Raw genomic sequence first — 22,942 nt, forward strand, 5'->3', positions numbered from 1 at the left:
TTCCTCGAGGCCAAAGTGCGGATGGCGCCGAGCCTGGGGTTCGATGTCGACCCGGCCTCGCTGAACCCGGAGCTGAAGCCGGTCACCCACGCCATGGTCCGCTGGGCGGCCAAGGGCGGTCGCCGCGCCATCTTCGCCAGCTTCGGGCTGCACAAGACGGCGACCCAGATCGAGCTGATGCGCCAGGTGACGATGCATCTCGGTCGGATCGGCGAGGCCGGCGACACGCTGATCGTGCTGCCGCTCGGCGTGCGGCATGAGTTCGTGCTCGAGGCGGCCAAGCGGTTCCGCGGCGACTGCGCGACCGCGGTGAAGTTCATCCGCCGCGAGGGCGAGATCGATCATGATCCCGCGGCCCGGCCAATCTACCTGGCCAATTACGAGACCGTTCGGGACGGCAAGCTGGACCCGGCGCTGTTCGCTGCCGCCAGCCTGGACGAGGCCGATGTGCTGCGCGGCTTCGGCGGGTCGAAGACGTTTCGCGAGTTCATGCGGCTGTTCGAGCCGGTGCGCTGGCGCTTCGTCGCCACCGCCACGCCGTCGCCGAACGAGTTCATCGAGCTGCTGGCCTATGCCGCCTTCCTGGACGTGATGGATGTCGGCCAGGCCAAGACCCGGTTCTTCAAGCGCAACAGCGAGAAGGCCGACACCCTGACCCTGCATCCGCACAAGGAGCGGGAGTTCTGGCTGTGGGTCGCGTCATGGGCGCTGTTCGTGCAGCGGCCCTCCGACCTCGGCTTCAGCGACGACGGCTATGTGCTGCCGCCGGTCGATATCCGCTGGCATGAGATCCCGACCGACCACGGCCAGGCCGGGGCGGAGAAGAGCGGGCAGGGCCGGCTGTTCCGCAACGCCGCGATCGGGGTGACCGACGCGGCGCGGGAGAAGCGCGACAGCCTGTCGGCCCGCATCGCCAAGCTGCTGGAGATCCGGAGCGAGGACCCCGGCGCGCACCGCATCCTGTGGCACGACCTGGAGGCCGAGCGCGTCGCGATCGAGCGCGCCGTGCCGTCGGCCCGGTCGGTCTGGGGCAGCCAGGACCCGGAGGAGCGAGAGAAGCGGATCATCGGCTTCAGCGACGGGCAGTTCGCCGAGCTGTCGACCAAGCCGGTGATCGCCGGCGCCGGCTGCAACTTCCAGCGGCACTGCCGGTGGGAGGTGTTCCTGGGCATCGGTTTCAAGTTCAGGGACTTGATCCAGGCGATCCACCGGGTGGTGCGGTTCGGCCAGGAGCATGGCTGCCGGATCGACCTGATCTACACCGAGGCCGAGCGCGAGGTGCGCCGCCGCCTGGAGCGCCGCTGGGCGCAGCATGAGGAGATGGGGCGCCAGATGACCGCGATCATCCGGGAATACGGGTTGAGCGAGGCCGCCATGGCGGCGACCCTGACCCGGTCGCTCGGCGTCGAGCGGGTGGAGGTGACGGGCGAGGCCTATCGCCTGGTCAACAACGACTGCGTCGAGGAGACGAGGGGCATGGCGGCCGACTCGGTCGACCTGATCGTCACCTCGATCCCGTTCAGCACGCAATACGAGTACACGCCGAGCTACAATGATTTTGGCCACACCGAGGACGACACCCAGTTCTGGGCGCAGATGGACTTCCTGGTGCCGCAGCTGCTGCGCGTGCTGCGGCCCGGGCGGGTCGCCGCCATCCATGTCAAGGACCGGATCGTGCCGGGCGGGATGACCGGGCTGGGCTTCCAGACCGTCAGCCCGTTCTCGGACGACTGCGTCGCGCATTTCCGGCGGCACGGCTTCGCCTTCCTGGCGCGCAAGACCGTCGTCACCGACGTGGTGCGCGAGAACAACCAGACCTATCGCCTGGGCTGGACCGAGCAGTGCAAGGACGGGTCGCGCATGGGCGCCGGCATGCCGGAATACGTGCTGCTGTTCCGGAAGCCGCCGACCGATCCGAGCCGCGGCTATGCCGACCTGCCGGTGGTGAAGCCGAAGCGGGAGTGGACCGGCGACAGCTGGACGAACGCCGGGTACTCACGGGCCCGCTGGCAGCTGGACGCGCATGGCTTCGGCCGCAGCGCCGGCGACCGGCTGCTGAAGCCGGAGGAGATCGTCGGGCTGGACGCCGCGGTGATCTACCGGACCTTCAGGGCCTGGAGCCTGAGCGAGGTCTACGACTTCGAGCACCATGTCCGCGTGGCCGAGGCGCTGGAGGAGGTGGGCAAGCTGCCGCCGACCTTCATGCTGCTGCCGCCGCATTCCTGGCATCACGACGTCTGGGCCGATGTCGCCCGGATGCTGAGCATGAACACGCTGCAGGCCGCGGCCGGGAAGGAGCTGCACCTGTGCCCGCTGCAGTTCGACATCGTCGACCGGCTGGTGGCGCAGCTGACCATGCCCGGCGAGACGGTGCTGGACCCGTTCGCCGGCCTGATGACGGTGCCGTACCGCGCGGTCAAGGCCGGCCGGCGCAGCATCGGCATCGAGCTGAACCCGGGCTATTTCCTGGACGGCTGCAAATATGTCGAGGCGGCGGCGCGGGAGATGGCCGTGCCGTCGCTGTTCGAAGTCATGACCGCCGAGACGGAGGCGGCGTGATGGTCTTCACCCTGCGCGAGATCATCGGCACCCGGCTGATCCTTCTCGGCCTCAAGCTCATGCCGGTCAGCCGCCTGCGGCTGGCCATGGCCCTGGGCTTCGTCGATGCGCTGCAGGACGAGATCGATGCGGAAGGGCGGCGGCCATGATGCCGCGCGAGCCGATCGACGCGCGGGCGGTGCTGGACCTGGTCGACCTGGCGGACCTGGTGCGCAAGCGCGGGGTGGTGCTGAAGGAGCGGAGCGGCAAGCTGTCGGGCTGCTGCCCGTTCCACCAGGAGAAGACGCCGAGCTTCTATGTGTTCAAGCACCCGCGGCCCGGGCATTTCCACTGCTTCGGCTGCGGCGTCCATGGCGACGCCATCGCCTTCGTGCGGCGGCTGGACGGGATCGGCTTCCTGGACGCGGTCGAACAGCTGGGCGGGCCGCAGCGCCTGACCGAGGCGGACCGGCAGCGGATCCGCCGGCAGGAGGCCGAGGCCGAGCGGCGGCGCGCCGCGTCGCAGCGGGCGAAGCTGGAGAACGCGGCGGAGATCTATGTCGCCGCCGGCCCGGCAGAGGGCTCGCCGGTCGAGGCCTATCTGCGCGGCCGCGGCATCGACCTGGACGCGATCGGCGGCATCCCCGGCGTGCTGCGCTGCGGCCAGGTGGCCTATCACTGGCTGGACGAGCGGACCGACCCGCGCGCGCCACGGGCCGAGCGCTACGTGGTGCTGGCCACGCTGCCGGCGATGGTGGCGGTGATCCAGGAGCCGAACGGCTCGATGGCCGGGGTGCATGTCACCTGGCTCGAGCCGATCGATGGCCGATGGACGAAGGCCGAGCTGGCCGATCCGATCACCGGCGAGATCCTGTCGGCGAAGAAGATGCTGGGCCGCAGCTTCGGCGGCGCCATCCGCCTGACGCTGCTGGGACCGACGCTGCGGGCGGGAGAGGGGATCGAGACGTCGCTGTCCGTCCTGGCCGCGCTGCGCCGGGCGGGCCGCGGCGATGCGGTGTGGGCGCTGGGCAGCCGCGGCAACCTCGCCGGCGGCGGCATGGGCCTCGGGCCGAAGAAGCCCGGCACGCGCGAGGTCACGCCGGGGGGCCGGGTGCGCTGGCAGCGGCGGCAATCGCCGATCCCGGACCCGGCCCGGCCCGGCTTCGTGCCGCCGCCCGGGGTGACCCGCTTCATCTGGCTCGGCGACAACGACGACAAGGACCCGGAGGACGGGCGCCTGGTGGTCGAGCGCGGCCTGGCCCGCTATCGCGCGCTCGGGATCGACGCCTCGGTCGCGTGGGCCGCGCCCGGGTCGGACTTCAACGACATGGCGCGCAAGCCGCCTGGGGAGACTGAATGACCGCCTCCATTCTGGCCGGCGCGCCGATCGTGCGCGAGATCCGGCATTTCCATTTCTGCTGCGGCCTGGGCGGCGGTGCCAAGGGATTCAACCGCGGCCAGGCCCGGGTCGGCAGCATGACGGCGCGGTTCCGCTGCATCGGCGGGGTGGACAGCGACCCGGCCTCGATCCGCGACTTCAGCCGCGCCGCCGGCGTCGCCGGCACGGTGGTGGACCTGTTCTCGGCCGATCAATACACCGCCTTCCATGGCCGGGTGCCGCCGGACGGCTGGCGCGAGGCGGTGCCGGACGACATCCGCCGCGCCGCCCATGGCGAGCGGCCGCACATCGTCTTCATCTCGGCGCCGTGCAAGGGTTTTTCCGGCCTGCTGTCCGAGGCGATGTCGAAGTCGGAGCGGTACCAGGCGCTGAACCGCCTGACCGAGCGCTGCGTCTTCCTGATGCTGGAGGCGTGGAGCGACGACCCTCCCGACCTGATCATCTTCGAGAACGTGCCGCGGATCGCCAAGCGCGGCCGGCCGGTGCTGGACCGGATCCATGGCATGGCCCGGCCCTATGGCTACGCCATCCAGGAGACGCAGCACGATTGCGGCGAGATCGGCAACCTGGCGCAGAGCCGGAAGCGGTTCCTGATGGTGTGTGTATGGCTTGGGATCCGCGATGCCGCCTGAGCAGCGCCCTGCCGGACATCTCCATGTCGAGCATCCATGCTCGGAAGGCTGCGGCGCCTGGGGCGCGTTCGGCTTCGCGCCGGACCCGATGCTGCCCAAGGCGGAACGGGTGATGCGCTGGTATTGCGCTGCGCACCGGGCGATCGGCGAGGCCGAGCTGGCGCGCTGGAAGGCGAGTGCGGAGGCGACGTCGACAGAGGCCCCGGCCGGGACGCCGGGGCAGGGGAGGCTGCTGTAGATGGCCGATCCTGCCAAGGATCCAGGAGGGCGGCCAGACCCGATCCTGGCCCTGATCGACGCGCAGGAGCGGGACGACTGCCCGGTGCGGGCGGTCGGGTCGATCGACAGCGTCTACTGGTTCCTGTCGCCGTCCGGCGAGCTGCGGAAGATGACCCGGTCCGACTTCACCGCGATCGGAATCCTGTCGCTGTTCGAGGGCCGGGACGAATGGCTGGTGGCGAACCATGTGCGCTACGACAAGGAGGGCGAGCCGACCAACGATTTCAACGCCAGGAAGGCTGCGGCCGACCTGATGCGGCGGTGCCACCGCATGGGGCTGTACGACCCGTCGCTCGGCCGCCGCGGCCTGGGCGTGTGGAAGGCGCCGGACGGGTCGCCCATCGTCCATTGCGGCGACGGCCTGTTCATCGGCGGCCGCTGGTGCCGGCCCGGGCTGCGGCTCGACCCCGGGCTGTATATCGCCCGGCCGAAATGCGCCCGGCCGGATTTCGACGCCCCGGCATCGGCGGCCGAGGCGCAGCGGCTGCGCGACGCGATCGGGCTGTGGCGGTTCGGCGCGCCAGCCGATGCCGACCTGGTGTTCGGCTGGGTCGCCCTCGCGCTCCTCGGCGAGCTGCCGCCGTGGCGGGCACACATGCTGTGCGACGCCGAGCACGGCGCCGGCAAGACCGCGCTGCTGATGCTGATCGCCGCCATGATGGGGCCGCAGGCCGAGATGCTGAACGACTTCACCGAGGCCGGCATCCGCGCCAGCCTGACCAACCAGAGCCGCGCCCTGCTGCTGGACGAGGCCGAGGTCGGCGCCGGCGCGGTGCGCATGCAGATGGTGATCGGCCTGATCCGCCGCATGTCCGGCGCGCAGGGCGCCGAGATCGCGCGCGGGTCGCCGACCCAGGACGCGATGCGAAACCACGTGTCGGGCTCGGCCTTTCTCGCCGGCATCAACCCGCCTCCGCTCCTGCCGCAGGACCGCAGTCGCATCTACGGTTTCCGGCTGATCAAGGCGACGCGCGACCCCGACGCCGAAGCCAGGATCACTGCCGCGACCGAGGGGGCCCGGGGGGTAAGCCAGCAGTTGAGGGCCCGCGCCATCCTGCAATGGCCGGTGTTCGAGGCTTCGGCCCCGGTGTGGCGGCGGGCGCTGATCGAGGCCGGGTGCGACGGGCGCCAGGCCGACATGTTCGCCGCCCTGCTGGCCGGGCGCGACCTGATGCTGCATGACGGCCCCCCCGACCCCGACAGCGTGGCCCAGGAGATGGAGCGGCTGGGCCCGGTCATCATCGAGATGAGCCAGGCCGACGAGGAGGATGGCGACGCGGCGCAGTGCTGGAACCACCTGCTGGGCCAGGCCGCCGACCCATACAAGGCGCGGCGGCGGGTCACGCTCGGCACCATGGTCGCGGCGGCGGTGAAGGACCAGTCGAGCCCCTACCGGGACGAGCTGCGCTCCTACGGCATGCGGGTCGAGACATGGCCCGGGGCGGACGGGACCGCGGCGCTGTGCCTGATCGTGGCGAACAAGGTCCAGGCCCTGTTCCGCATCTTCGCCGGGACCCGCTGGGAGGCCGGCGGGCACCGCACCTCGCTGCTGCGGCTGGGATACCCGGCGCGCGGGCCGGACTGGTGCGTGCAGCCGACCGGACGGTCGATGCAGTTCGGCGGGGCCAAGAGCCACGGCATCGTCATCCCCTTCGCCCTGCTGCCCGAATACGAGCCGATGTCGCGCGGCGCCGGGCCGGACCTCGACGATGACTGACCAGCGGCGGGGCGGGGCCCTGCGACCCCCTGTGACGGTGTGTCAATGGGTTAGCCGGAACCGAGGTTCCGGCTGGTTCCGGCCGGGTTCCGATGGCGGTTCTGGCCAAGGCCTTGATATCGCTGTTGAACGGCCGGATCGGAACCGGATTTGCCGGTGCCGGGATGGCCCCAAACGTGGGTGCGCGCGCGTGTTTGGAGTGAGCCGGATCGTCGTTTTTGGTTCCGATGACAGGATAATTCAATGAAATCAACAGGTAAGCCGGAACTGAGATCGGAACAACGCCGGAACAATGCCAGAACCGGCGGAACCGGTGTGCGGCCTGACCACGAGCGGCGTGTGGCCAAGCGGCACCTGGATCTGTTCGAGCTGTGCGTCTGGGCGTACCAGGTGCAGCGGGTCGACCTCGTCACCGGGCGCGGGCTGTTCGAGGCGGAGGCCGTGATCGACGACGCCGAGCCGCATCGGGCCAGCGGCTGCGGCTGCGCCAAGATCGACGACATCGCCCGTGTCGGCGGGCGGATCGACGGCGGCCAGTGGAAGGGGCTCAACGACCGGGTGCACCCAGACGCCGTGGCGCTGGCCGACAAGGTCGGCGCGGACCGCGGCGGCGGCGCCATCGTCGCGTTCTTCGCCCGGCTCGGCGATGCGCCGGAATGGCCCGCCACGCTGCCGGCGGCCTGGCCGGAGGTGGCGGACCGGGGCCGCGACGTGCAGTGGGGCGTGATCGAGCTGAAGCGCTACAGCAACGCCGAGGGGTGGCGGCTGCGCGAGGCGCTGCACGGCGACCGGGTCGAGTATCGCATCCTGGTCGCCGAGCGGCTCGCCGAGGCGTACATCGAGCGGGAGTGGGATGGGCGGCGCGGCAGGATGGTCGAGAACCGGCGGACCCGGACCGTCGAGGTGCCATACTGCCCGCTCAGCTGGTCGCCCTCGATCGAGTGGATCATGGCCGAACAGGGCAAGTATCGCCGTTGGCACGACGCGATGTCGGTGCTGCAGCGCGCGATGGCGGGCGTGGCGCTGCGGGACTATGTGGTGACCGGGTTCGGGGCCGCGACCTATTGGTGATCAAGGGCTTGACGGCCACCAGATCTATGACTATAGACAGACGGCAGAAGCGCAACGTGCGCGACGACAGCCCGCCCGGCCCCGAGCCGCGGCGGGCTTCGTCGTTCCTGGAGGGGTCGTGGCCAGCAAGCCTCGGAAGCTCTGCGCCCTCCATGGCTGCGGTCGCCTGACGTCGGGCCGGCACTGCGAGGAGCATGCGGCCGAGGCGGCGGAGCGGGCCAAGGCGGCGGACCGGCGGCGCGGCTCGGCGGCAAGCCGGGGCTACGGGCGGAGGTGGGAGCGGCGCCGGGCGCTGTTCCTGGCCGAGCATCCGCTCTGTGCCGAGCATGAGCGCCGCGGCGATACGGTCGCCGCCAATGAGGTCGACCACATCAAGCCGCATCGCGGCGATCCGGACCTGTTCTGGGACGAGGACAACTGGCAGTCCCTCTGCGGCCCCTGCCACAAGGCCAAGACGGCCCGCGAGGACGGCGGCTTCGGCAACCCGACCCCGGCCGGCCGAGGCATGCGCCCATAGCATTCGACGCGGCACCGAGCCATGCGCCCCAGTCATGCTGCATCGCACCATGAGCCGAGGGGGAGGGGGCAGGTCAAAACCCTGGCCCCCCCACATTGCGGACCGTGTGTCCATCAAGGCGTGTGTTTCCGCGGAAAAATCTTGAGAAAGTTTTTTTCGGCAGGGGCTTAACTGGTTGAGTTGAGAGGAGGGGCCGCGGGTCGGCCTTTGAGCCGATGGGACGTCGACCGGACAGGCCGGAGGTGCAGGCCAAAAAGGGCTATCCCGGCAAGCGCCGGAGCGTGACGGACCGCGCCATCGCCGAGGCCGAGAGGCTGGCGGCGCTGCTGGCCGCGGCGCCGGCGGAGGCGGGGGACCCGCTGGCGCCGCCGGCGTATCTGGACAACCCGCTGCTGGCCCCGGCGATGACGGTGTGGCGGGACTACGCGCCGCAGCTGGCCAGGGTGAACCTGCTGGCCCGGACCGACCGGCACAGCTTCGCGCTGCTGTGCGTCTACACCGGCGAGTGGATCGCGGCGCATGAGGACATCCTGGCCAATGGGTACAGCGTCCTTGTCAAGACGGTGTCCGGCGACAAGATGCCCCGCCCCAATCCGTCGGTCGAACGCCGCGACACGGCGATGACCTGGGTCATGAAGCTGTCCGAGAAGTTCGGCCTGACCCCGCTGGACCGGTACCGGCTGTTCAAGGAGCAGTCGAACCGCCCAGCCGGTGGCCTGTTCGACGACCCGTCGCCCAAGCCGAAGCCCGGCGCCGACGGCAATCCGCCGCCGGCCGATGGCGAGGATGACGACGTGATCGGCAGCATGGGCCGGTTCGACTCGCCGCCTCCGGGCAGCCGCCCGAACTAACGGCACGCATGCAGTCGGCGACCGCCGCGCTGCCGGCGCCGCGGATCAGCACGATCAGCGGCACGGCGGCACAGGGGTTCGAGCCGGAGTGGATCAGGGCGGCCGCCGACGACCGCGGCTGGGACTGGGCCAGGATCGCCTGGCGCCGCGCGGCCGCGGTGCCGGGCAGCTGGTACGACGCGGCCAAGGCCGACAAGATCGTGGGGCTGTGGCCCCGGGTGTTCCGGCTGACCAACGACCGCTTCGTCGGGCTGCCGTTCCAGCTGAGCCAGTGGGAAGAGGTGATCGTCCGGCTGCTGGTCGGATGGAAGGCGCCGGTCGAGATCATCGACGCCGTGACCGGCGGCCCGATCACGGTGCATGTCCGGCTGTTCCGCCGGCTGCTGCTGTGGATCCCGCGCAAGGGCGGCAAGAGCGAGTTCATGGCCGCGCTGGCCATCCTGTTCTTCGCCATCGAGGGGATCCACGGCGGCGAGGGCTATGTCTTCGCCCGCGACGAGAAGCAGGCGCGCATCGTCTTCGGCAAGATGAAGGCGATGCTGGCGCTGTCGCCGGCGTTCAAGAACAAGGCCCAGTCGTTCAAGAAGTCGATCTGGATCCCGCAGATCGAGGCCCTGTTCGAACTGCTGCCGGGCAAGGCGGACGGCAAGCACGGCCGGTCGGCGACGGTCATCGTCGGCGATGAGATGCATGAGTGGGTGACGACGGAGCTGGCCACCACGCTGCGGCAGAGCTCCGGCGCGCGCCTCGAGCCGATCGAGCTGTACGCGTCGACGGCGGCGCTGAAGTCGAACGTGGTCGGCTACGACCTGTGGCAGGAGAGCAAGAAGATCCAGGCCGGCGAGATCGACGATCCGACCACGCTGGTCGTGATCTTCGCCGCCGATCCGGAGGACGACTGGAGCGACGAGAAGGTCTGGCACAAGGTCAACCCGACGCTGGGCCTGTCGCCGACCCTGCAGTTCATCCGGCGCGAGTTCGCGCTGACCCGCGACAACCCGAGGGCGGAGTCCCACTTCAAGCGCTACCACCTGAACCTGTGGGTGGAATCGGTGTCGCGCTGGCTGCCGACCAAGCGCTGGGCGGCGTGCATGTCGGACCCGACCGCCTGGCAGCGGCCGCCGGAAGGACATCGCGACCGGCGGTGCTTCGGCGCGTTCGACGTGTCGTCGACGCAGGACATCACGGCGCTGGTGCTGCTGTTCGAGCCGTTGGAGGGTCGCCGCAAATTTGACCTGCGCTGCCGGTTCTGGGTCCCGGAAGAGACCATGGCGCGGCGGGTGCGGGACGAGAAAGTGCCGTACGACCGGTTCTTCCAGAGCAACGCGCTGGAGACCACGCCCGGCGACTATGTCGATCAGGACTATGTCAAGGGCGGGATCGAGGAAGCGCAGGGCCTTTACAATATTCAGCGCTGGGGTTTCGACCCGTGGAACGCGCGGAAGCTGCAGTCGGACTTGGTCCGCGACGGCGCCGACGCCGACCTGTTCGTCGAAATGCGGCAGGGCATCCGGACCCTGGGCGAGCCGTCGCGGCAGTTCGAGGGGCTGGTGTTCTCCGGCAACCTCGATCATGGAGGCCACCCGGTCCTGTCCTGGATGGCGACGAACGCCGTGATCGTGTTCGACCGGAACATGAACTTCATGCCGGCCAAGGATCGGTCCGCCGAGAAGATCGACGGGATCGCCGCCGCCGTCATGGCCACCGGTCTGGCGATGGCCGAGCAGGAGGAGGAGAGCCTCGATGACTTCCTCTCGAACCCGGTGATCGTCTGATGGGAGTGACCGCCAGGCTGAAGCGCGGCGTCGCCCGGGCGATCGTCAACATCGTCTATCGATGGGGCGATCCGGGCCATTGGCTGCGCCAGCCCGGTGGAGGGTCATCGGCCGGCAAGAGCGTGACGGTCGACAGCGCGCTGCAGCTCGCCACCGTCTGGGCCTGCATTCGGCTGCTGGCCGAGACGATCTCGACGCTGCCGCTGCCTGTGTATCGGAGGAACAGCAAGGGTCAGCCGGAGGCGGCGCCAGACCACCCGCTGTACCCGCTGCTGCACGACCAGCCGAACGCCGACATGACGGCGGTCAATTTCTGGGAGTGCGTGGTCGCCTGCCTGTGCCTGTGGGGGGATTCATATTCGGAGAAGAGTTTCGTCGGCCAGCGGATAGCCGCCCTGACGCCGATGCGACCGGACCTGACCCGGCCTTTCCGGCGGGAGAATGGCCGGATCTGCTACGCCTACTCGGATCCGGACGGGTATCGCGAGCTGGACGAAGACCAGGTCCTGCACATCAAGGGCTTCGGCATCGATGGCCTGAAGGGCCTATCGCCGATCGGCTATGCCCGGAACAGCCTGGGCGCCGCCATGGCGACGGACGAGGCGTCGTCGAGGGTGTTCGCAAACGGGCTGAAGACCAGCGGCTTCGTAGAAGTCGACAAGATCCTGAAGCCGGACCAGCGCAAGCAGATCGAGGATATGCTGACGGAATTCACGGGGTCCGGTAACGCCGGCCGCGTGATGGTGCTTGAGGCGGGGTTCAACTACAAGCAGCTGACCTTGCCGCCGGAAGACGCGCAGATGCTGCAGACCCGGGCGTTCCAGGTCGAGGAGATCTGCCGCTGGTTCCGGGTGCCGCCGTTCATGATCGGCCACACCGAGAAGTCCACGAGCTGGGGCACCGGCCTCGAGCAGCAGATGATCGGCTTCCTGACCTTCGCTCTGCGGCCGTATCTGACCCGCATCGAGCAGGCGGTGAAGAAGTCACTGATCGTGCCGGCCGAACGGGGCCGGGTGTTCGCTGAGTTCAACCTGGAAGGCCTGCTTCGGGCCGACAGCCAGGGCCGGGCGGCGCTGTACAACGCAGGCGCGGATCACGGCTGGCTGAAGCGGAACGAGATCCGTCGCAAGGAAAACCTTCCCCCGGAACCCGGTGGTGAAATGCTGACCGTGCAATCGAACATGGTGCCGCTGGACCAGTTGGGCCGTGTCGCGTCCGAGCAGCAGGTGCAGGCGATCGCGGCCGCCGTGGTCAAGGCGATGATGGGCCACAACGGCGGTCCGCCGCTGGACGATGAGACGGTTGAGAAGGAAAGGGCGAGCGATGGCCAAGCGTGATCAGCCGGCGATGCGGCCCGTCATGGACGGCCGGGGCCTCGGTTTCGCGGTGCAGGCGATGGCGAAGCGCGAGATGCCGGCGATGCGCCCGGTCATCAACCGCGGCAGCCTGGGGTCGGCGCCGCCGGTCCGGGCGTTCGAGCGCTGGAACCCGGCGGTCAGGGCGGCGGCCGGCGATGAGGGCGACGCCGTCATCACCATCCTGGGCGCCATCGGCGAGGACTGGTGGACCGACACGGACAACAGCGCCAGGCGGATCGGCGCCGAGCTGCGGCGGATCGGAGCGCGGGACGTGACGGTCCATGTCAACTCCCCCGGCGGCGACTTCTTCGAAGGGCTCGCCATCTACAACCTGCTGCGCGAGCACCCGCAGGATGTGACGGTCAAGGTGCTCGGCCTGGCCGCGTCGGCGGCCTCGATCATCACCATGGCCGGCGACACCGTGATGGTGCCGCGCGCCGGCTTCATCATGATCCACAACGTCTCGGCGATCGCGATCGGCAACCGGCACGACTTCCGGGAGATGGCCGACATGCTGGAGCCGTTCGACGCCACCTTGGCCGACATCTACTCCGCGCGCACCGGGCTGCCGAAGGACGACATCACCAGGATGCTCGACCGCGAGGCCTGGATCGGCGGGGCCGAGGCGGTGGAGAAGGGCTTCGCCGACCAACTGCTGCCGAGCGACGCGATGATCGAGGAGGATGATCCCGCGGCCGATCCCGCCCCGGCGGCCCATCGGCTGGACAGCATCCTCGCACGACAGGGCATGCCGCGCGCCGAGCGCCGGCGCCTGATCAAGGACATCAAGGGCGGCACGCCGAGCGCTGCCGACCAAGGCACGCCTGGCGCTGCCGACACGCCGAGCGGTCTGAGGGACGCCCTCGACACGCTCACCTCCATTCGCCTCTGACCGGGGCGACCACCGAAAGGCACACCGATGTTTCGGAAGAGCAGGATGCCCGACGTTCGTCGGGCGTTGCTGGCCGCCTCCGCGCTGAAGTCGCTGGGGATCCGGCTGGTCAACGATACCGAGAAGCCGCCGAGCGAGGCGGAGCTGAAGCAGTTGACCGCCGAGCTGAAGCGCATCACCGACGAGGTGAAGCAGAGCGGCGAGAAGCTGATCAAGGAGGTCAAGGACCAGGGCAACGCCACGGCCGAGACCAAGGAGAAGGTCGACAAGGCCCTGTCCGAGCAGGCCACGGCGGCGACCAAGCTGGATGAGATCAAGAGCCGGCTGGACGACGTCGAGCAGAAGATGGCCCGGCGCGGTTCCGACGAGGAGAGCCGGGTCAAGGCCAACCAGACGTCCGGCCAGATCTTCATCAACGACGAGCGGGTCAAGGCCTTCTGCAAGGCCGGCGAGCGCGGGCGCATCCGCGTCTGGATGCCGTCGATCCAGGCGGCCATCAGCTCGGTGCCCGGCTCCGCCGGCGTGCTGGTGGAGCCGATGCGGGTCCCCGGCATCGTCGGGCTGCCGGAGCGGCGGCTGACCATCCGCGACCTGCTGACGCCCGGCACGACGGCACAGAACGCGATCCAGTTCGTCGTGGAGACCGGCTTCACCAACGCGGCCGATGTGGTTTCGGAAGGCGCGCCGAAGCCGGAATCGGACCTGACCTTCGACGACGTCACCCGGTCGGTGGGGACCATCGCCCACTGGGTCCTGGCGTCGAAGCAGATCCTGGACGACGCGCCGATGCTGCAGTCGCACATCGACGGCCGGCTGCGCTATGGCCTGGCGCTGAAGGAAGAGGACCAGCTGCTCAACGGCGACGGCACCGGGGCAAACCTGTACGGCATCATCCCGCAGGCCTCGCCGTATTCCCAGGCCTTCCAGCCGCAGTCCCAGACCCAGATCGACACGATCCGGCTGGCGCTGCTGCAGGCCGAGCTGGCGGAGTTCCCGGCCAACGGTATCGTGCTGCACCCGATCGACTGGGCGCGGATCGAGCTGACCAAGGACGCGGAGAACCGCTACATCTTCGCCCAGCCGCAGGGCATCGCCACGCCGGTGCTGTGGAACCGGCCGGTCGTCGCCACCCAGGCGATGGACGTGGACGACTTCCTGGTCGGCGCCTTCCGTCTCGGCGCCCAACTGTTCGACCGCCAGGATGCCGTGGTGGAGCTGTCGACCGAAGATGGCGACAACTTCCGCCGCAACCGGGTGACCATCCGCGCCGAGGAGCGCCTGGCCCTGGCCGTGTACCGGCCGGAGGCCTTCGTGTTCGGCGACTTCACCAACACGACCTGACCTGGCGTGTGGTGTGGGCAGGCCGGCTCCGGTCGGGGCCGGCCCTTCTTTCTGAAGGAGACGAGCGATGATCCGGATGAAGGCTCTCCGGCAGTTCCGGGGTCGGCCCAGTGAGGGCAGGAACGGCCTGGTCAAGCCCGGCCGCGAATTCACCGTGGCGGACCAGCGGCGCGCGGACGACCTGGAACGGGTCGGCCTGGCGGTGCCGGCGCAGCACAGCCTGGCTCTGCCGGCCGGAGCACCGGCACAGGCGGTGCCGGCGACACCGGGCGGCGATGCACCGGTGAACGAGGCCGGCGGCGGCGACACCGACGCGCCGGTGAACCCGGCGGCGGATCAGGGCCCTTTGTCTTCGGATGGTGGCCCGACTGGCGGGACGGACACGGCACCGGCGGGTCAGGGGGATGCGTCATCGTCGCAGGGGGACCTTCTGCCGCCGGGGCCCGAGCCGATCTTGACCGAGCCCGGGGCCGATGCCGATGCATCGCCGTCAACGAGAGCTGGCGGCTCGCGCCGTGGGCGGACGTCCTCTACGCCTGCGACGGAAACTGGTGGCGCCGGCGGGACGGGGTCCCCGACTACCGAGGATTGAAGCTGAGCCAGGACACCGGCGCGGCGCAGGCCTTTCGCGACGTGCACAAGGTGGAGCTGGCGAGCGGGGTCGACCGCATCCTGGTCGAGGAGCCGGGCCGGATCGGCCATGGCGGCAACAGCGGGTTCCAGGCCTTGAACCTGGCCATCCAGTTCGGGGCGCGGCGCATCGCCCTGATCGGCTTCGACATGCGGCTCGACCGCGGGCTGCACTGGCACGGCCCGCATGGTCGGGACCTGCACAACCCGAACGAGGCCGCGCTGATGCGCTGGCGCCGGGCCTTCGCCGCCGCGGCGCAGGACCTCGCCGCGCTGGGGGTGACGGTCGTCAACTGCAGCCCGGTGTCGGCCCTGACCTGCTTTCCGGCCGGGTCGATCGAGGATGTGCTGTGAAGGCCTGGCTGGCGGTGCGCGACGGCGACCACTATCGCCGCGACGCCTTCTCGGCCGGGCTGCGATCGGCCGGCTGCAGCGTGCGGTTCGGCCTGCCACGGGATGCCGGCGAGGCCGACATCCTGGTGCTGTGGAACCGCTATCCGCCGGGCCACGAGATCGCGGCCGCGGTCGAGCGGCGCGGCGGCACGGTGCTGGTGGCGGAAAATGGATTTTTGGGCCGGCGCTGGCGCGGCGAACACTGGTTCGCCCTGGCGCGGTCGCATCACAACGGGGCGGGGGAATGGGCGCCAGGAGGGGCGGAGCGGTGGGACGGGCTCGGCGTCGACCTGGTGCCGTGGCGCGCCAGCGGCGGCGAGATCCTGGTGCTGCCGCAGCGGGGAATCGGCGCGCCCGGCGTGGCGATGCCGCGGTCCTGGCCGGCCGGCATCGTCGCCGAGCTGCGGCGCCGGACGGACCGGCCCGTGCGGGTGCGGCCGCATCCCGGCCGGCACGAGGCGGCGGTGCCGCTGGAGCAGGATTTGGAGCGCGCGTGGTGCACGGTGACATGGGGGTCCGGCGCCGCGATCAAGGCGCTGGTGCACGGCGTGCCGGTGTTCAACGCCATGCCACGCTGGATCGGGGCATCGGCGGCTCTGCCGGTCGGCGCCGATTTGGAGCGGCCGCTGACTGGCGACCGGCTGCCGATGCTGCGGCGCATGGCCTGGGCGATGTGGCGGATCGAGGAGATCGCGAGCGGTGAAGCCTTCCGTCACCTGCTACCCGCAGCCGGGTAAGGCCAAGGCCCTGGCCGTGTGCCGGGCCTTTGCTTACAGCTGCAGAGGTGTCGTCGAAGATCGTGTCCCAGCTGGTCTCCGGCCGGGGGCGGCCATGTTCTACGGGGTGCGCCCAGCCTGGCGGCACCTGTGGGACCAGGCGAAGGCGGAAGGGCGAGACTGGTACTACGCCGACAATGGATACTTCCCCGTCGGCATTGATGGCGGCCAATACTTCCGGGTTGCCCGGAACGCGGTCCAGGCCATCGCACCCGGTTGGACGCTTGCCGATGGCGCTCGCCGATCCTGGGCGTTCGGCTTCGCTTCGTCCGTGTCGCCCTGGCGCCAGGATGGGCGGACCGTGCTGGTATGCCTGCAGTCGGACGAGTTCATGGCCACGGTTGCTGGGACGGCGATCGACCTCGCGCTCGAGGCGGGCCGGCACACCGACCGGCCGATCGTGGTGCGGCGCAAGGGCGACGCGACGCCGATCGCGGCGGCGCTGGCCGATGCCTGGTGCGTCGTGACCTGGTCCAGCAACTGCGCCATCGACGCGATCTGCGCCGGGGTGCCGGCGATCGTGTTGGGCCAGAGCGCAGCGGTGCCGATGGCCGGGACCCGGCTGGAGCAGATCGAGGATCCGCCGCGGCCGGACGGCCGGGAAGCGTGGGTCGGCAGGCTCGCGGCCTCGCAATGGACGTTGGACGAGATGGCGCGCGGCGACTGCTGGAGAGCACTGCATGGGTAGGATGATCGCCGATGCTGCCGGACGCGGCTGGTTCGACGCGCCGGGCGTTGCCGGCGACCGGACCCTGGCGCAGCAGATGGTCGGGCTGGACCATCTGGTGCAGGCGGCACCCGGGCGCACCGTGCTCGACCTCGGCTGCGCCGAAGGGCTGATCGGGCTGGTGCTGATGCGGGCCGGCGCCGTGGCGCTGGACGGCATCGACCTGGTGCACAACCGAATCGTCGCCGCTGGCCGCAACGCGGAGGCGGCCGGGGTGGAGGCGCGGTACTGGTGCCAGGATCTTGACGGCTTCGCCGACTGGGCGCCGGAGGATCTGGCACCGCGCTACGACCTCGTGCTGGCACTTAGCATCGCCCACAAGCTGGCCAGGCCGGACCGGTTCCTCGAGGCCGCGGCGGCGCGCTGCGACGGGCTGCTGGCGGTGCGGCTGCCGGCGCCGGTGATCCAGGATCGCCGGTCCGGCTTCGTGCCGGTCGACGTGCCGGCGCTGCTGGACCGCGCCGGGTTCGACCTTGAAGCGACCCCGGCTGGGAGCTTGGGCGAGTGGATCGGGCTGTTCCGGCGCCGCCAGGGCGCGGAGCGGCCATGCGCCTGATCGAGGAGTATCGCCGGATGCACGCGGCCCGGCTGTATCCCGGAACCTCCATCCTGCCCTGGGGACCGTCGATCGGGCATCTGGTGCGGCGCAGCGGGGCGGCGACGCTGCTGGATTACGGCTGCGGCGCCGGCGAGCAATACACGATCAGCCGCGTGCATAAGCGTTGGGGCGTGCGGCCGAAGCTGTACGACCCGGCGGTGCTCGGCCTGGATCGGAAGCCGGACGGTGCGTTCGACGGTGTGATCTGCACCGACGTCCTGGAGCATGTGCCGGAGGACGAGCTGCCGGCGGTGGTGGCCGAGCTGGCCGGCTTCGCCCGGCGCTGGTGCTTCGTCACGGTGTGCTGCCGCCCGGCGAAGAAGGCGTTTGAGGACGGTACCAACGTGCATGTGACGATCCGGCCGTTCACCTGGTGGCAGAAATACCTGGGCGCCGCCTTCGCCCATGGCGGCGCCAGGCTGGTGCTGCGGGAGACGAAGTGATGCGCTATGCCGCCGTGACCACCTATGCGCGGAAGCACTGGCGCAGCCACGCTCAGCGGATGGTCGAGAGCTTCGAGACGTTCTGGTCTGGCGTGCCCTTAATGCATCTCGACGACGATGAACTGGACTTAGCAGCGCCTGGCCTGGCTCGGTTCAAGCAGTTGCACCGACAGGCCCGGCACCGCGGCCAGCTGGCCGGCGGCTATGACATGCGGTTCGACGCGGTGCGGTTCGCCCACAAGGTTTATGCCATCGGGTCTATCGACACGTGGTGCCGCCGGGTCGAGGCCGACGTGCTGGTCTGGCTGGACGCCGATACCGTCACCCATGCCCCGGTCGACGCGGCCTGGCTGGATGGGCTGATCGGCGAGGCCGATGTGGCCTGCCTGCTGCGGGATTCGAAGTACACGGAATGCGGCTTCGTGATGATCCGGCTGAACGAGGCCGGGCACGAGCTGATCCGGCGCTGGGTCGGCCTCTACGAGAGCGGCGCGCTGTTCCGCCTGGCCGAGTGGCACGACAGCTTCGCCTTCGACCATGTCCGCCTGGCGATGCAGGAGGAGGGCCGCCTGGCCGTGGCCAGCCTGTCCGGCGATGCCGCGCATCGCAACCATCCCTTCGTGGCCGGCCCGCTGGGCGAGCGCCTCGATCACCTGAAAGGCCCGCGGAAGGCCGCCGGCCGGTCGCGGCCCGGCGACCTGATCGCGCCGCGGTCCGAGCCCTACTGGTCCGGGAGACACTCATGACGCAGCAGGCGGCCGCGATGAAGCAGGTCGGGGGTTGGTGGCTGCCGGCGGCGGAGCGGCACCTGGTGCCGTTCCTGCAGCGCGACCGCGGCTATCAGGCCAAGCACCGCGCCGCCGCGCTGAAGCATGTGCAGCGCTGGCGCGTCGCGGTCGACATCGGCGCCCATGTCGGGCTTTGGGCCAAGGACCTGGCCGAGCGGTTCCGCGAGGTCTGGGCGTTCGAGCCGATCGAGGCGCACCGCGATTGCTTCCGTCGGAACGTGACGGCGGAGAACGTCGTGCTGAAGCCGGTCGCGCTGGGCGAAGCCTGCGGCCGGGTCGCGATGAACTGGGACGGCGCCAACACCGGGCATACCCGTGTCGACGAAGGGACGGCCGGCGACGTCGTCCTGGTGATGCTCGACGACTACGAGCTGAAGGCCTGCGACTTCATCAAGGTCGACGCCGAAGGCTATGAGGCGAAGATCCTGCGCGGCGCCCGTGAGACCATCCTGCGGCACCGGCCCATCATCAATGTCGAGCAGAAGCGCTGGGTCTATCCCGGCGAGCACCAGTACAGCGCGGTCGAATACCTGGTCTCGCTTGGCATGGTGCAGCTGGACCGGGTGTCGGACGACATCGTGATGGGGTGGCCGGCATGACGCTGATCCTGGTCGACGCGCCGGCGGTCCCCGCGCTGCGGCGCCAGGAGATGTGGGACCACCTGCCGGTCGACTACGATGCCGGCAGCCCGCTGGAGGAGCCGTTCGACGCGGCCACCATCGACGCCTATATCGCCGCGGCGATCAGCCATGTCGACGGCGACGGCTGGCTGGGCCGGGCCCTGATCACCCAGACCTGGGATTACGTGCTGGACGGGTTCCCCGGGCATGGGGCCCATGCCTGCATCACGATGCCGCTGCCGCCGCTGCAGGAGATCGTCAGCGTCACCTATGTCGACGGCCATGGCGCGCTGCAGACGCTGCCGCCGTCGCAGTACCGGCCGGTCGGCGCCGGCAGCCTGTCGCCGGCCTATCTGTTCCCGGCCTTCGGCAAGTGCTGGCCGACGGCGCCGTGCCGGCATGGCGGCCTGACCATCCGGTTCCGTGCCGGCTTCGGCGATGCGCCGGAGGATGTGCCGGCGGCGATCCACCAGGCGCTGAAGCTGCTGGCTGCCGGGTGGTACCGCAACCGGGAGAGCGTCATCACCGGCACGATCGTGGCCGAGATGCCCTTCGCGGTGAAGGCGCTGCTGCAGCCGTACCGGGTCTATCTGTGATCCGCGCCAACCACTGCGGCAAGTACAAACAAGGAACCTGACAATGGCCGAAGCCGAGTTGATCGAGTTGCTGACCCTTTCGTCGCTAGGAAGTCTTGGTCCGACCGAGATCAAGGCCGGTGATACCATCGTAGCCAGGTTTGGAGGCCTTCTCTCAGATGAAAAGAAGGCCGTTCTGGAAGCGAAACTGGCCGACGAATTCACCATCAAGGTTGGCGTGGCCGTGAAGGTGATCGTGTTCGATCGATCCATCAGCATCGATACGCTGCTGCGGCCTGCCTGATGATCCGCGGCGGCGAGATGCGGGCCCGCTGCCGGTTCGAGCGGCCGGTGCCGCAGAAGAGCGCCGCCGGCAATGCCTATAACGGCTGGGTCGAGGCCTGCACGGTGTGGGGCTGGCTGAAGCCGATGTCCGGGCGCGAGGCGGTGAAGGAAGGCCGTCTCGAGGCCACCAGCACCGGCACGCTGCGGGTGCAGGCCGGCCCGAAGACCCGGCCGATCGACGCCAGCCACCGGGTCTGGATCAAGGGCCGGGTCTACGTGATCCGCGGCCTGCCGATCGACACCGAGCAGCGCGGCCAGGAGATCGACTTCGTGATCGAGGCGGGAGTGGCGAGCTGATGGCCAAGATCCAGAACCTCGACCGGCTGAAGCGGCGGATGAAGCGGCTGCGGGACGGGCCGAAGCAGGCGATGTCCGGCGCGATTCAGGAGAATGCGGAGGAGCTGTCCGGGGCGGTGCGGCGCGTGACGCCGAAGGGCGCGACCGGCGAGTTGGCCCGCAGCGTGGGCTGGAGCTGGGGCAACCCGCCGCAATACCATCGCGTCGCCGTGATGGGCAGCAACCGCAACGAGGCCGCCGGGATCCTGGGCGCCGAGAAGCTGGCCGCCACCGTGCATGTCGGCAACGACAAGGCCTGGTATGCCCGGCTGGTCGAGTTCGGCACCCGGCCGCATGCCAACAAGGGCCTGTTCGAAGGGACGATGCATCCGGGAACGTCGCCCAACCCGTTCTTCTTTCCGACCTATCGCCTGTTCAAGAAGCGGATGCTGGCGCGGTTCGGCCGGGCAATGCGGAAGTCGATCAAGACGGCGGTGAACGGCCTGTGAGCGCCGACAGCCGCATCGAGGTCCAGATTGCCATCCTGGCCGCGCTGGGCGCCGATGCCGAGCTGGCCGCGATCGTCGGCGACCGGATCTATGACCACGCGCCGGACGATTGCCAGGCGCCGTACATCCAGATCGGCGGAGGGGAGCGGGTCCCGTTTCACGCGCAATGCATGAACGGGTCCGACCTGCTGCTGACCATCACCACCTGGGCCGACGGGCACCACGCCTCCGAAGACGTCATCCGCATGGACCGCCGGATCAACGACCTGCTGGATGGGCAGCGCATCCCGGTCGATGGGCACGGCATCCAGACCATGCGCCTGGTGCGCAACCGCGGCCCATTCCGCGACCCCGACGGCAAGACCCGGCAGGGCGTCAACGAATATCGCTGCATCACCCTGCCGGCGGGCTGACCCGGCTTTTCCCGTAGGAGATCATGATGGTGACGCTTCCCGAACTCATGGATGGCCGGGAGTTCCTGGTCTATCTCGGCGACGGCGGGTCGCCGAACATGGCCGAGCTGGTGTGTGGCCTGCAGGCCAACCAGTTCAACCAGTCCAAGGAAATCAACCAGACCCCGGTGGTGCCGTGCGACCCGCCGGGCGGCCAGCCCGTCATGGTGTCGACCGCCGGCGCCAAGAGCTCGACGATCGAGGCCTCCGGCTTCTATGCGCGGGAGAAGCGGGCGAGGCTGCAGGCGGCGTTCGACAACCCCGACAGCGAGACCTGGGCCTTCGTGCTGAAGGGCGAGGGGTATTACTGGGGGCGCTACCACTTCGCGCAGTTCAACCTGGACGGGTCGGACATCAATGCGCCCGGCGCGGTCTCGGTGTCGATGCCGAATGACGGCGACTGGGCCTGGGTCTCCGACCCGACCGCCGGGTCGTCCCAGACCTTCCAGCTTCCGCCGGCCGCCTGATGTCGGCGGACGGTTCGATCGAGCTGCCGTTTGGCGACGGGCGGCACCTCTTCCGGCTGGCGATCGGCCAGTGGCGGAAGCTGGAGGAGTTGCGGAAGCTGGGCCCGCTCCGCCTGTACGACCGGGTCCGGAACGGCGACTGGTTCACCGAGGATCTGTACCAGTCGATCCGTCTCGGCCTGATCGGCGGCGGCATGGCGGCGCCCGAAGCCCTGCGGCTGACCGACCTCTACTTCGACGACTGGCTGAAAGCCAGGGGTCTGCTGAACGCCGAAGGCCTGGTCGCCGTGATCATGGGGGCATCCCTGGTGGGGATGGAGACCGACCCGGTGGGAAAACCGAAGGCGCGGGCGGCGGCGCGGAAACCCGCTTCTCGCGCCTCTACGGCGACGCCTTCGCCACCGGCGGCCTCACGCCGGAGCAGGTCGACCGGATGAGCTTCTGGCAGCTGGCCTGCTGCATAGACGGCCACAACCGCATCAACGGGGCTAAGAAGCCCGGCGGCATCGGCGGCGGCATGACCGCCGAGCGCTTCGCCGAGCTGATGCCCAAGTCGTGATGCGGGCGGCATGACGATGGTGATGATCGGGGAGCGCGGCCATGGCTGAGATGACCGTCGAGCAGCTGGCCGTCATCCTCGAGGCCCGCATGTCGCAGTACCAGAAGGCCTGGGACAAGGCCCTGGCCAAGACGGACAGCGCCGCCTCGCGGATCGAGAAGCGCACCCGCGCCATGGAGCAGCGGATCGAATCCACGTCGCGCCGCGCCGGCGCCGCCTTGGGCCGGATCGGCAGCAATGTCGGCGGCCGGCTGACCGGCCGGGCCGGGGTCCTGGGCGACGCGCTGCCGGAGCTGGGTCGCGGCGGGTACGTCGCCGCGGCCGGGCTGGGCGCCGCCGCGCTGGGCCTGACCGTGTTCTACCGGCAGGGCGGGCAGGCGGGGCAGCTGGCCGATGCTATCGGCGTCGCGGCCG

Annotated in this window: 30 protein-coding genes; all 30 read left to right on the top strand. The window is 69.8% G+C overall.

Features of this window, described 5'->3' with window-relative positions; translation table 11 throughout:
* Positions 1–21: 21 nt before the first annotated feature.
* Positions 22–2,559: a DNA methyltransferase gene (locus ACTOWL_RS30725; protein WP_441325093.1), complete on the top strand. Its 2,538-nt coding sequence runs from the start codon at positions 22–24 to the stop codon at positions 2,557–2,559.
* The gene (locus ACTOWL_RS30730) at positions 2,559–2,708 is read left to right on the top strand and encodes a hypothetical protein (protein WP_441325094.1); all 150 of its coding nucleotides are present in this window, start codon (positions 2,559–2,561) and stop codon (positions 2,706–2,708) included. The genes ACTOWL_RS30725 and ACTOWL_RS30730 overlap by 1 nt, the downstream gene beginning before the upstream one ends.
* Entirely contained in the window at positions 2,705–3,898 is a 1,194-nt protein-coding gene (locus ACTOWL_RS30735) for a CHC2 zinc finger domain-containing protein (protein ID WP_441325095.1), read from the top strand. Before ACTOWL_RS30730 ends, ACTOWL_RS30735 begins: the two co-directional genes overlap by 4 nt.
* Positions 3,895–4,569, top strand: a complete 675-nt coding sequence (locus ACTOWL_RS30740) for a DNA cytosine methyltransferase (protein ID WP_441325096.1) — start codon at positions 3,895–3,897, stop codon at positions 4,567–4,569. The genes ACTOWL_RS30735 and ACTOWL_RS30740 overlap by 4 nt, the downstream gene beginning before the upstream one ends.
* Positions 4,559–4,807, top strand: coding sequence for a hypothetical protein (locus ACTOWL_RS30745; protein ID WP_441325097.1), 249 nt, complete (start codon positions 4,559–4,561; stop codon positions 4,805–4,807). Before ACTOWL_RS30740 ends, ACTOWL_RS30745 begins: the two co-directional genes overlap by 11 nt.
* On the top strand, positions 4,808–6,565 hold the full coding sequence (locus ACTOWL_RS30750; protein WP_441325098.1) for a hypothetical protein: 1,758 nt from the start codon (positions 4,808–4,810) through the stop codon (positions 6,563–6,565).
* A gap of 339 nt (positions 6,566–6,904) precedes the next feature.
* Complete coding sequence (locus tag ACTOWL_RS30755; RefSeq protein WP_441325099.1) at positions 6,905–7,636, top strand: hypothetical protein; 732 nt, start codon at positions 6,905–6,907, stop codon at positions 7,634–7,636.
* 118 nt (positions 7,637–7,754) lie between these two features.
* The gene (locus ACTOWL_RS30760; RefSeq protein ID WP_441325100.1) at positions 7,755–8,153 is read left to right on the top strand and encodes an HNH endonuclease; all 399 of its coding nucleotides are present in this window, start codon (positions 7,755–7,757) and stop codon (positions 8,151–8,153) included.
* Positions 8,154–8,395: 242 nt separating this feature from the next.
* Positions 8,396–9,004 carry a P27 family phage terminase small subunit gene (locus tag ACTOWL_RS30765; RefSeq protein ID WP_441325101.1) on the top strand — a complete coding sequence of 203 codons (609 nt, stop codon included), beginning with the start codon at positions 8,396–8,398 and terminating at the stop codon, positions 9,002–9,004.
* Between the two features lie 8 nt (positions 9,005–9,012).
* Positions 9,013–10,779: a terminase large subunit gene (locus tag ACTOWL_RS30770; protein ID WP_441325102.1), complete on the top strand. Its 1,767-nt coding sequence runs from the start codon at positions 9,013–9,015 to the stop codon at positions 10,777–10,779.
* Between the two features lie 122 nt (positions 10,780–10,901).
* On the top strand, positions 10,902–12,116 hold the full coding sequence (locus ACTOWL_RS30775) for a phage portal protein (protein ID WP_441325103.1): 1,215 nt from the start codon (positions 10,902–10,904) through the stop codon (positions 12,114–12,116).
* Positions 12,103–13,029: a head maturation protease, ClpP-related gene (locus ACTOWL_RS30780; RefSeq protein ID WP_441325104.1), complete on the top strand. Its 927-nt coding sequence runs from the start codon at positions 12,103–12,105 to the stop codon at positions 13,027–13,029. Before ACTOWL_RS30775 ends, ACTOWL_RS30780 begins: the two co-directional genes overlap by 14 nt.
* A gap of 45 nt (positions 13,030–13,074) precedes the next feature.
* Positions 13,075–14,370 (top strand): phage major capsid protein, encoded by a 1,296-nt coding sequence (locus ACTOWL_RS30785; protein WP_441325105.1) that lies wholly within the window; start codon positions 13,075–13,077, stop codon positions 14,368–14,370.
* 67 nt (positions 14,371–14,437) lie between these two features.
* Positions 14,438–14,962 (top strand): hypothetical protein, encoded by a 525-nt coding sequence (locus tag ACTOWL_RS30790; protein WP_441325106.1) that lies wholly within the window; start codon positions 14,438–14,440, stop codon positions 14,960–14,962.
* A complete protein-coding gene (locus ACTOWL_RS30795) occupies positions 14,959–15,354 on the top strand; it encodes a hypothetical protein (RefSeq protein ID WP_441325107.1) in 396 nt (131 codons plus the stop codon). The genes ACTOWL_RS30790 and ACTOWL_RS30795 overlap by 4 nt, the downstream gene beginning before the upstream one ends.
* Complete coding sequence (locus ACTOWL_RS30800; protein ID WP_441325108.1) at positions 15,351–16,130, top strand: hypothetical protein; 780 nt, start codon at positions 15,351–15,353, stop codon at positions 16,128–16,130. Before ACTOWL_RS30795 ends, ACTOWL_RS30800 begins: the two co-directional genes overlap by 4 nt.
* A gap of 94 nt (positions 16,131–16,224) precedes the next feature.
* Entirely contained in the window at positions 16,225–16,857 is a 633-nt protein-coding gene (locus ACTOWL_RS30805) for a hypothetical protein (protein WP_441325109.1), read from the top strand.
* Positions 16,850–17,452 carry a methyltransferase domain-containing protein gene (locus ACTOWL_RS30810; protein WP_441325110.1) on the top strand — a complete coding sequence of 201 codons (603 nt, stop codon included), beginning with the start codon at positions 16,850–16,852 and terminating at the stop codon, positions 17,450–17,452. The genes ACTOWL_RS30805 and ACTOWL_RS30810 overlap by 8 nt, the downstream gene beginning before the upstream one ends.
* A complete protein-coding gene (locus ACTOWL_RS30815; protein WP_441325111.1) occupies positions 17,443–17,937 on the top strand; it encodes a methyltransferase domain-containing protein in 495 nt (164 codons plus the stop codon). The genes ACTOWL_RS30810 and ACTOWL_RS30815 overlap by 10 nt, the downstream gene beginning before the upstream one ends.
* Positions 17,937–18,683: a hypothetical protein gene (locus ACTOWL_RS30820; RefSeq protein ID WP_441325112.1), complete on the top strand. Its 747-nt coding sequence runs from the start codon at positions 17,937–17,939 to the stop codon at positions 18,681–18,683. Before ACTOWL_RS30815 ends, ACTOWL_RS30820 begins: the two co-directional genes overlap by 1 nt.
* Entirely contained in the window at positions 18,680–19,324 is a 645-nt protein-coding gene (locus ACTOWL_RS30825; protein ID WP_441325113.1) for an FkbM family methyltransferase, read from the top strand. Before ACTOWL_RS30820 ends, ACTOWL_RS30825 begins: the two co-directional genes overlap by 4 nt.
* The gene (locus ACTOWL_RS30830) at positions 19,321–19,941 is read left to right on the top strand and encodes a head-tail connector protein (protein WP_441325114.1); all 621 of its coding nucleotides are present in this window, start codon (positions 19,321–19,323) and stop codon (positions 19,939–19,941) included. Before ACTOWL_RS30825 ends, ACTOWL_RS30830 begins: the two co-directional genes overlap by 4 nt.
* Before the next feature lie 43 nt (positions 19,942–19,984).
* The gene (locus ACTOWL_RS30835) at positions 19,985–20,224 is read left to right on the top strand and encodes a hypothetical protein (protein WP_441325115.1); all 240 of its coding nucleotides are present in this window, start codon (positions 19,985–19,987) and stop codon (positions 20,222–20,224) included.
* A complete protein-coding gene (locus ACTOWL_RS30840) occupies positions 20,224–20,562 on the top strand; it encodes a phage head closure protein (RefSeq protein WP_441325116.1) in 339 nt (112 codons plus the stop codon). The genes ACTOWL_RS30835 and ACTOWL_RS30840 overlap by 1 nt, the downstream gene beginning before the upstream one ends.
* The gene (locus ACTOWL_RS30845; RefSeq protein ID WP_441325117.1) at positions 20,562–21,050 is read left to right on the top strand and encodes an HK97-gp10 family putative phage morphogenesis protein; all 489 of its coding nucleotides are present in this window, start codon (positions 20,562–20,564) and stop codon (positions 21,048–21,050) included. Before ACTOWL_RS30840 ends, ACTOWL_RS30845 begins: the two co-directional genes overlap by 1 nt.
* The gene (locus ACTOWL_RS30850) at positions 21,047–21,463 is read left to right on the top strand and encodes a DUF3168 domain-containing protein (RefSeq protein WP_441325118.1); all 417 of its coding nucleotides are present in this window, start codon (positions 21,047–21,049) and stop codon (positions 21,461–21,463) included. The genes ACTOWL_RS30845 and ACTOWL_RS30850 overlap by 4 nt, the downstream gene beginning before the upstream one ends.
* Positions 21,464–21,489: 26 nt before the next feature.
* Positions 21,490–21,969 carry a phage tail tube protein gene (locus tag ACTOWL_RS30855; RefSeq protein WP_441325119.1) on the top strand — a complete coding sequence of 160 codons (480 nt, stop codon included), beginning with the start codon at positions 21,490–21,492 and terminating at the stop codon, positions 21,967–21,969.
* On the top strand, positions 21,969–22,406 hold the full coding sequence (locus ACTOWL_RS30860) for a gene transfer agent family protein (protein ID WP_441325120.1): 438 nt from the start codon (positions 21,969–21,971) through the stop codon (positions 22,404–22,406). Before ACTOWL_RS30855 ends, ACTOWL_RS30860 begins: the two co-directional genes overlap by 1 nt.
* A complete protein-coding gene (locus ACTOWL_RS30865) occupies positions 22,403–22,528 on the top strand; it encodes a hypothetical protein (protein ID WP_441325121.1) in 126 nt (41 codons plus the stop codon). The genes ACTOWL_RS30860 and ACTOWL_RS30865 overlap by 4 nt, the downstream gene beginning before the upstream one ends.
* A 41-nt stretch (positions 22,529–22,569) precedes the next feature.
* Positions 22,570–22,942: hypothetical protein (locus ACTOWL_RS30870; RefSeq protein ID WP_441325122.1), on the top strand; the 373-nt coding region annotated here is incomplete at its 3' end.

It is taken from the genome of Inquilinus sp. CA228 (assembly GCF_052078665.1).
Lineage (GTDB): Bacteria > Pseudomonadota > Alphaproteobacteria > DSM-16000 > Inquilinaceae > Inquilinus.

Excerpts from the sequence above, each read along its gene's own strand:
- ACTOWL_RS30840 (WP_441325116.1), top strand. The coding sequence starts at position 20,224 with ATGATCCGCGGCGGCGAGATGCGGGCCCGCTGCCGGTTCGAGCGGCCG.
- ACTOWL_RS30725 (WP_441325093.1), top strand. The coding sequence starts at position 22 with ATGGCGCCGAGCCTGGGGTTCGATGTCGACCCGGCCTCGCTGAACCCG.
- ACTOWL_RS30810 (WP_441325110.1), top strand. The coding sequence starts at position 16,850 with ATGGGTAGGATGATCGCCGATGCTGCCGGACGCGGCTGGTTCGACGCG.
- ACTOWL_RS30830 (WP_441325114.1), top strand. The coding sequence starts at position 19,321 with ATGACGCTGATCCTGGTCGACGCGCCGGCGGTCCCCGCGCTGCGGCGC.
- ACTOWL_RS30820 (WP_441325112.1), top strand. The coding sequence starts at position 17,937 with ATGCGCTATGCCGCCGTGACCACCTATGCGCGGAAGCACTGGCGCAGC.
- ACTOWL_RS30825 (WP_441325113.1), top strand. The coding sequence starts at position 18,680 with ATGACGCAGCAGGCGGCCGCGATGAAGCAGGTCGGGGGTTGGTGGCTG.
- ACTOWL_RS30845 (WP_441325117.1), top strand. The coding sequence starts at position 20,562 with ATGGCCAAGATCCAGAACCTCGACCGGCTGAAGCGGCGGATGAAGCGG.
- ACTOWL_RS30860 (WP_441325120.1), top strand. The coding sequence starts at position 21,969 with ATGTCGGCGGACGGTTCGATCGAGCTGCCGTTTGGCGACGGGCGGCAC.
- ACTOWL_RS30835 (WP_441325115.1), top strand. The coding sequence starts at position 19,985 with ATGGCCGAAGCCGAGTTGATCGAGTTGCTGACCCTTTCGTCGCTAGGA.
- ACTOWL_RS30805 (WP_441325109.1), top strand. The coding sequence starts at position 16,225 with ATGTTCTACGGGGTGCGCCCAGCCTGGCGGCACCTGTGGGACCAGGCG.
- ACTOWL_RS30855 (WP_441325119.1), top strand. The coding sequence starts at position 21,490 with ATGGTGACGCTTCCCGAACTCATGGATGGCCGGGAGTTCCTGGTCTAT.
- ACTOWL_RS30785 (WP_441325105.1), top strand. The coding sequence starts at position 13,075 with ATGCCCGACGTTCGTCGGGCGTTGCTGGCCGCCTCCGCGCTGAAGTCG.
- ACTOWL_RS30790 (WP_441325106.1), top strand. The coding sequence starts at position 14,438 with ATGATCCGGATGAAGGCTCTCCGGCAGTTCCGGGGTCGGCCCAGTGAG.
- ACTOWL_RS30780 (WP_441325104.1), top strand. The coding sequence starts at position 12,103 with ATGGCCAAGCGTGATCAGCCGGCGATGCGGCCCGTCATGGACGGCCGG.
- ACTOWL_RS30730 (WP_441325094.1), top strand. The coding sequence starts at position 2,559 with ATGGTCTTCACCCTGCGCGAGATCATCGGCACCCGGCTGATCCTTCTC.
- ACTOWL_RS30815 (WP_441325111.1), top strand. The coding sequence starts at position 17,443 with ATGCGCCTGATCGAGGAGTATCGCCGGATGCACGCGGCCCGGCTGTAT.
- ACTOWL_RS30865 (WP_441325121.1), top strand. The coding sequence starts at position 22,403 with ATGAGCTTCTGGCAGCTGGCCTGCTGCATAGACGGCCACAACCGCATC.
- ACTOWL_RS30740 (WP_441325096.1), top strand. The coding sequence starts at position 3,895 with ATGACCGCCTCCATTCTGGCCGGCGCGCCGATCGTGCGCGAGATCCGG.
- ACTOWL_RS30745 (WP_441325097.1), top strand. The coding sequence starts at position 4,559 with ATGCCGCCTGAGCAGCGCCCTGCCGGACATCTCCATGTCGAGCATCCA.
- ACTOWL_RS30770 (WP_441325102.1), top strand. The coding sequence starts at position 9,013 with ATGCAGTCGGCGACCGCCGCGCTGCCGGCGCCGCGGATCAGCACGATC.
- ACTOWL_RS30750 (WP_441325098.1), top strand. The coding sequence starts at position 4,808 with ATGGCCGATCCTGCCAAGGATCCAGGAGGGCGGCCAGACCCGATCCTG.
- ACTOWL_RS30735 (WP_441325095.1), top strand. The coding sequence starts at position 2,705 with ATGATGCCGCGCGAGCCGATCGACGCGCGGGCGGTGCTGGACCTGGTC.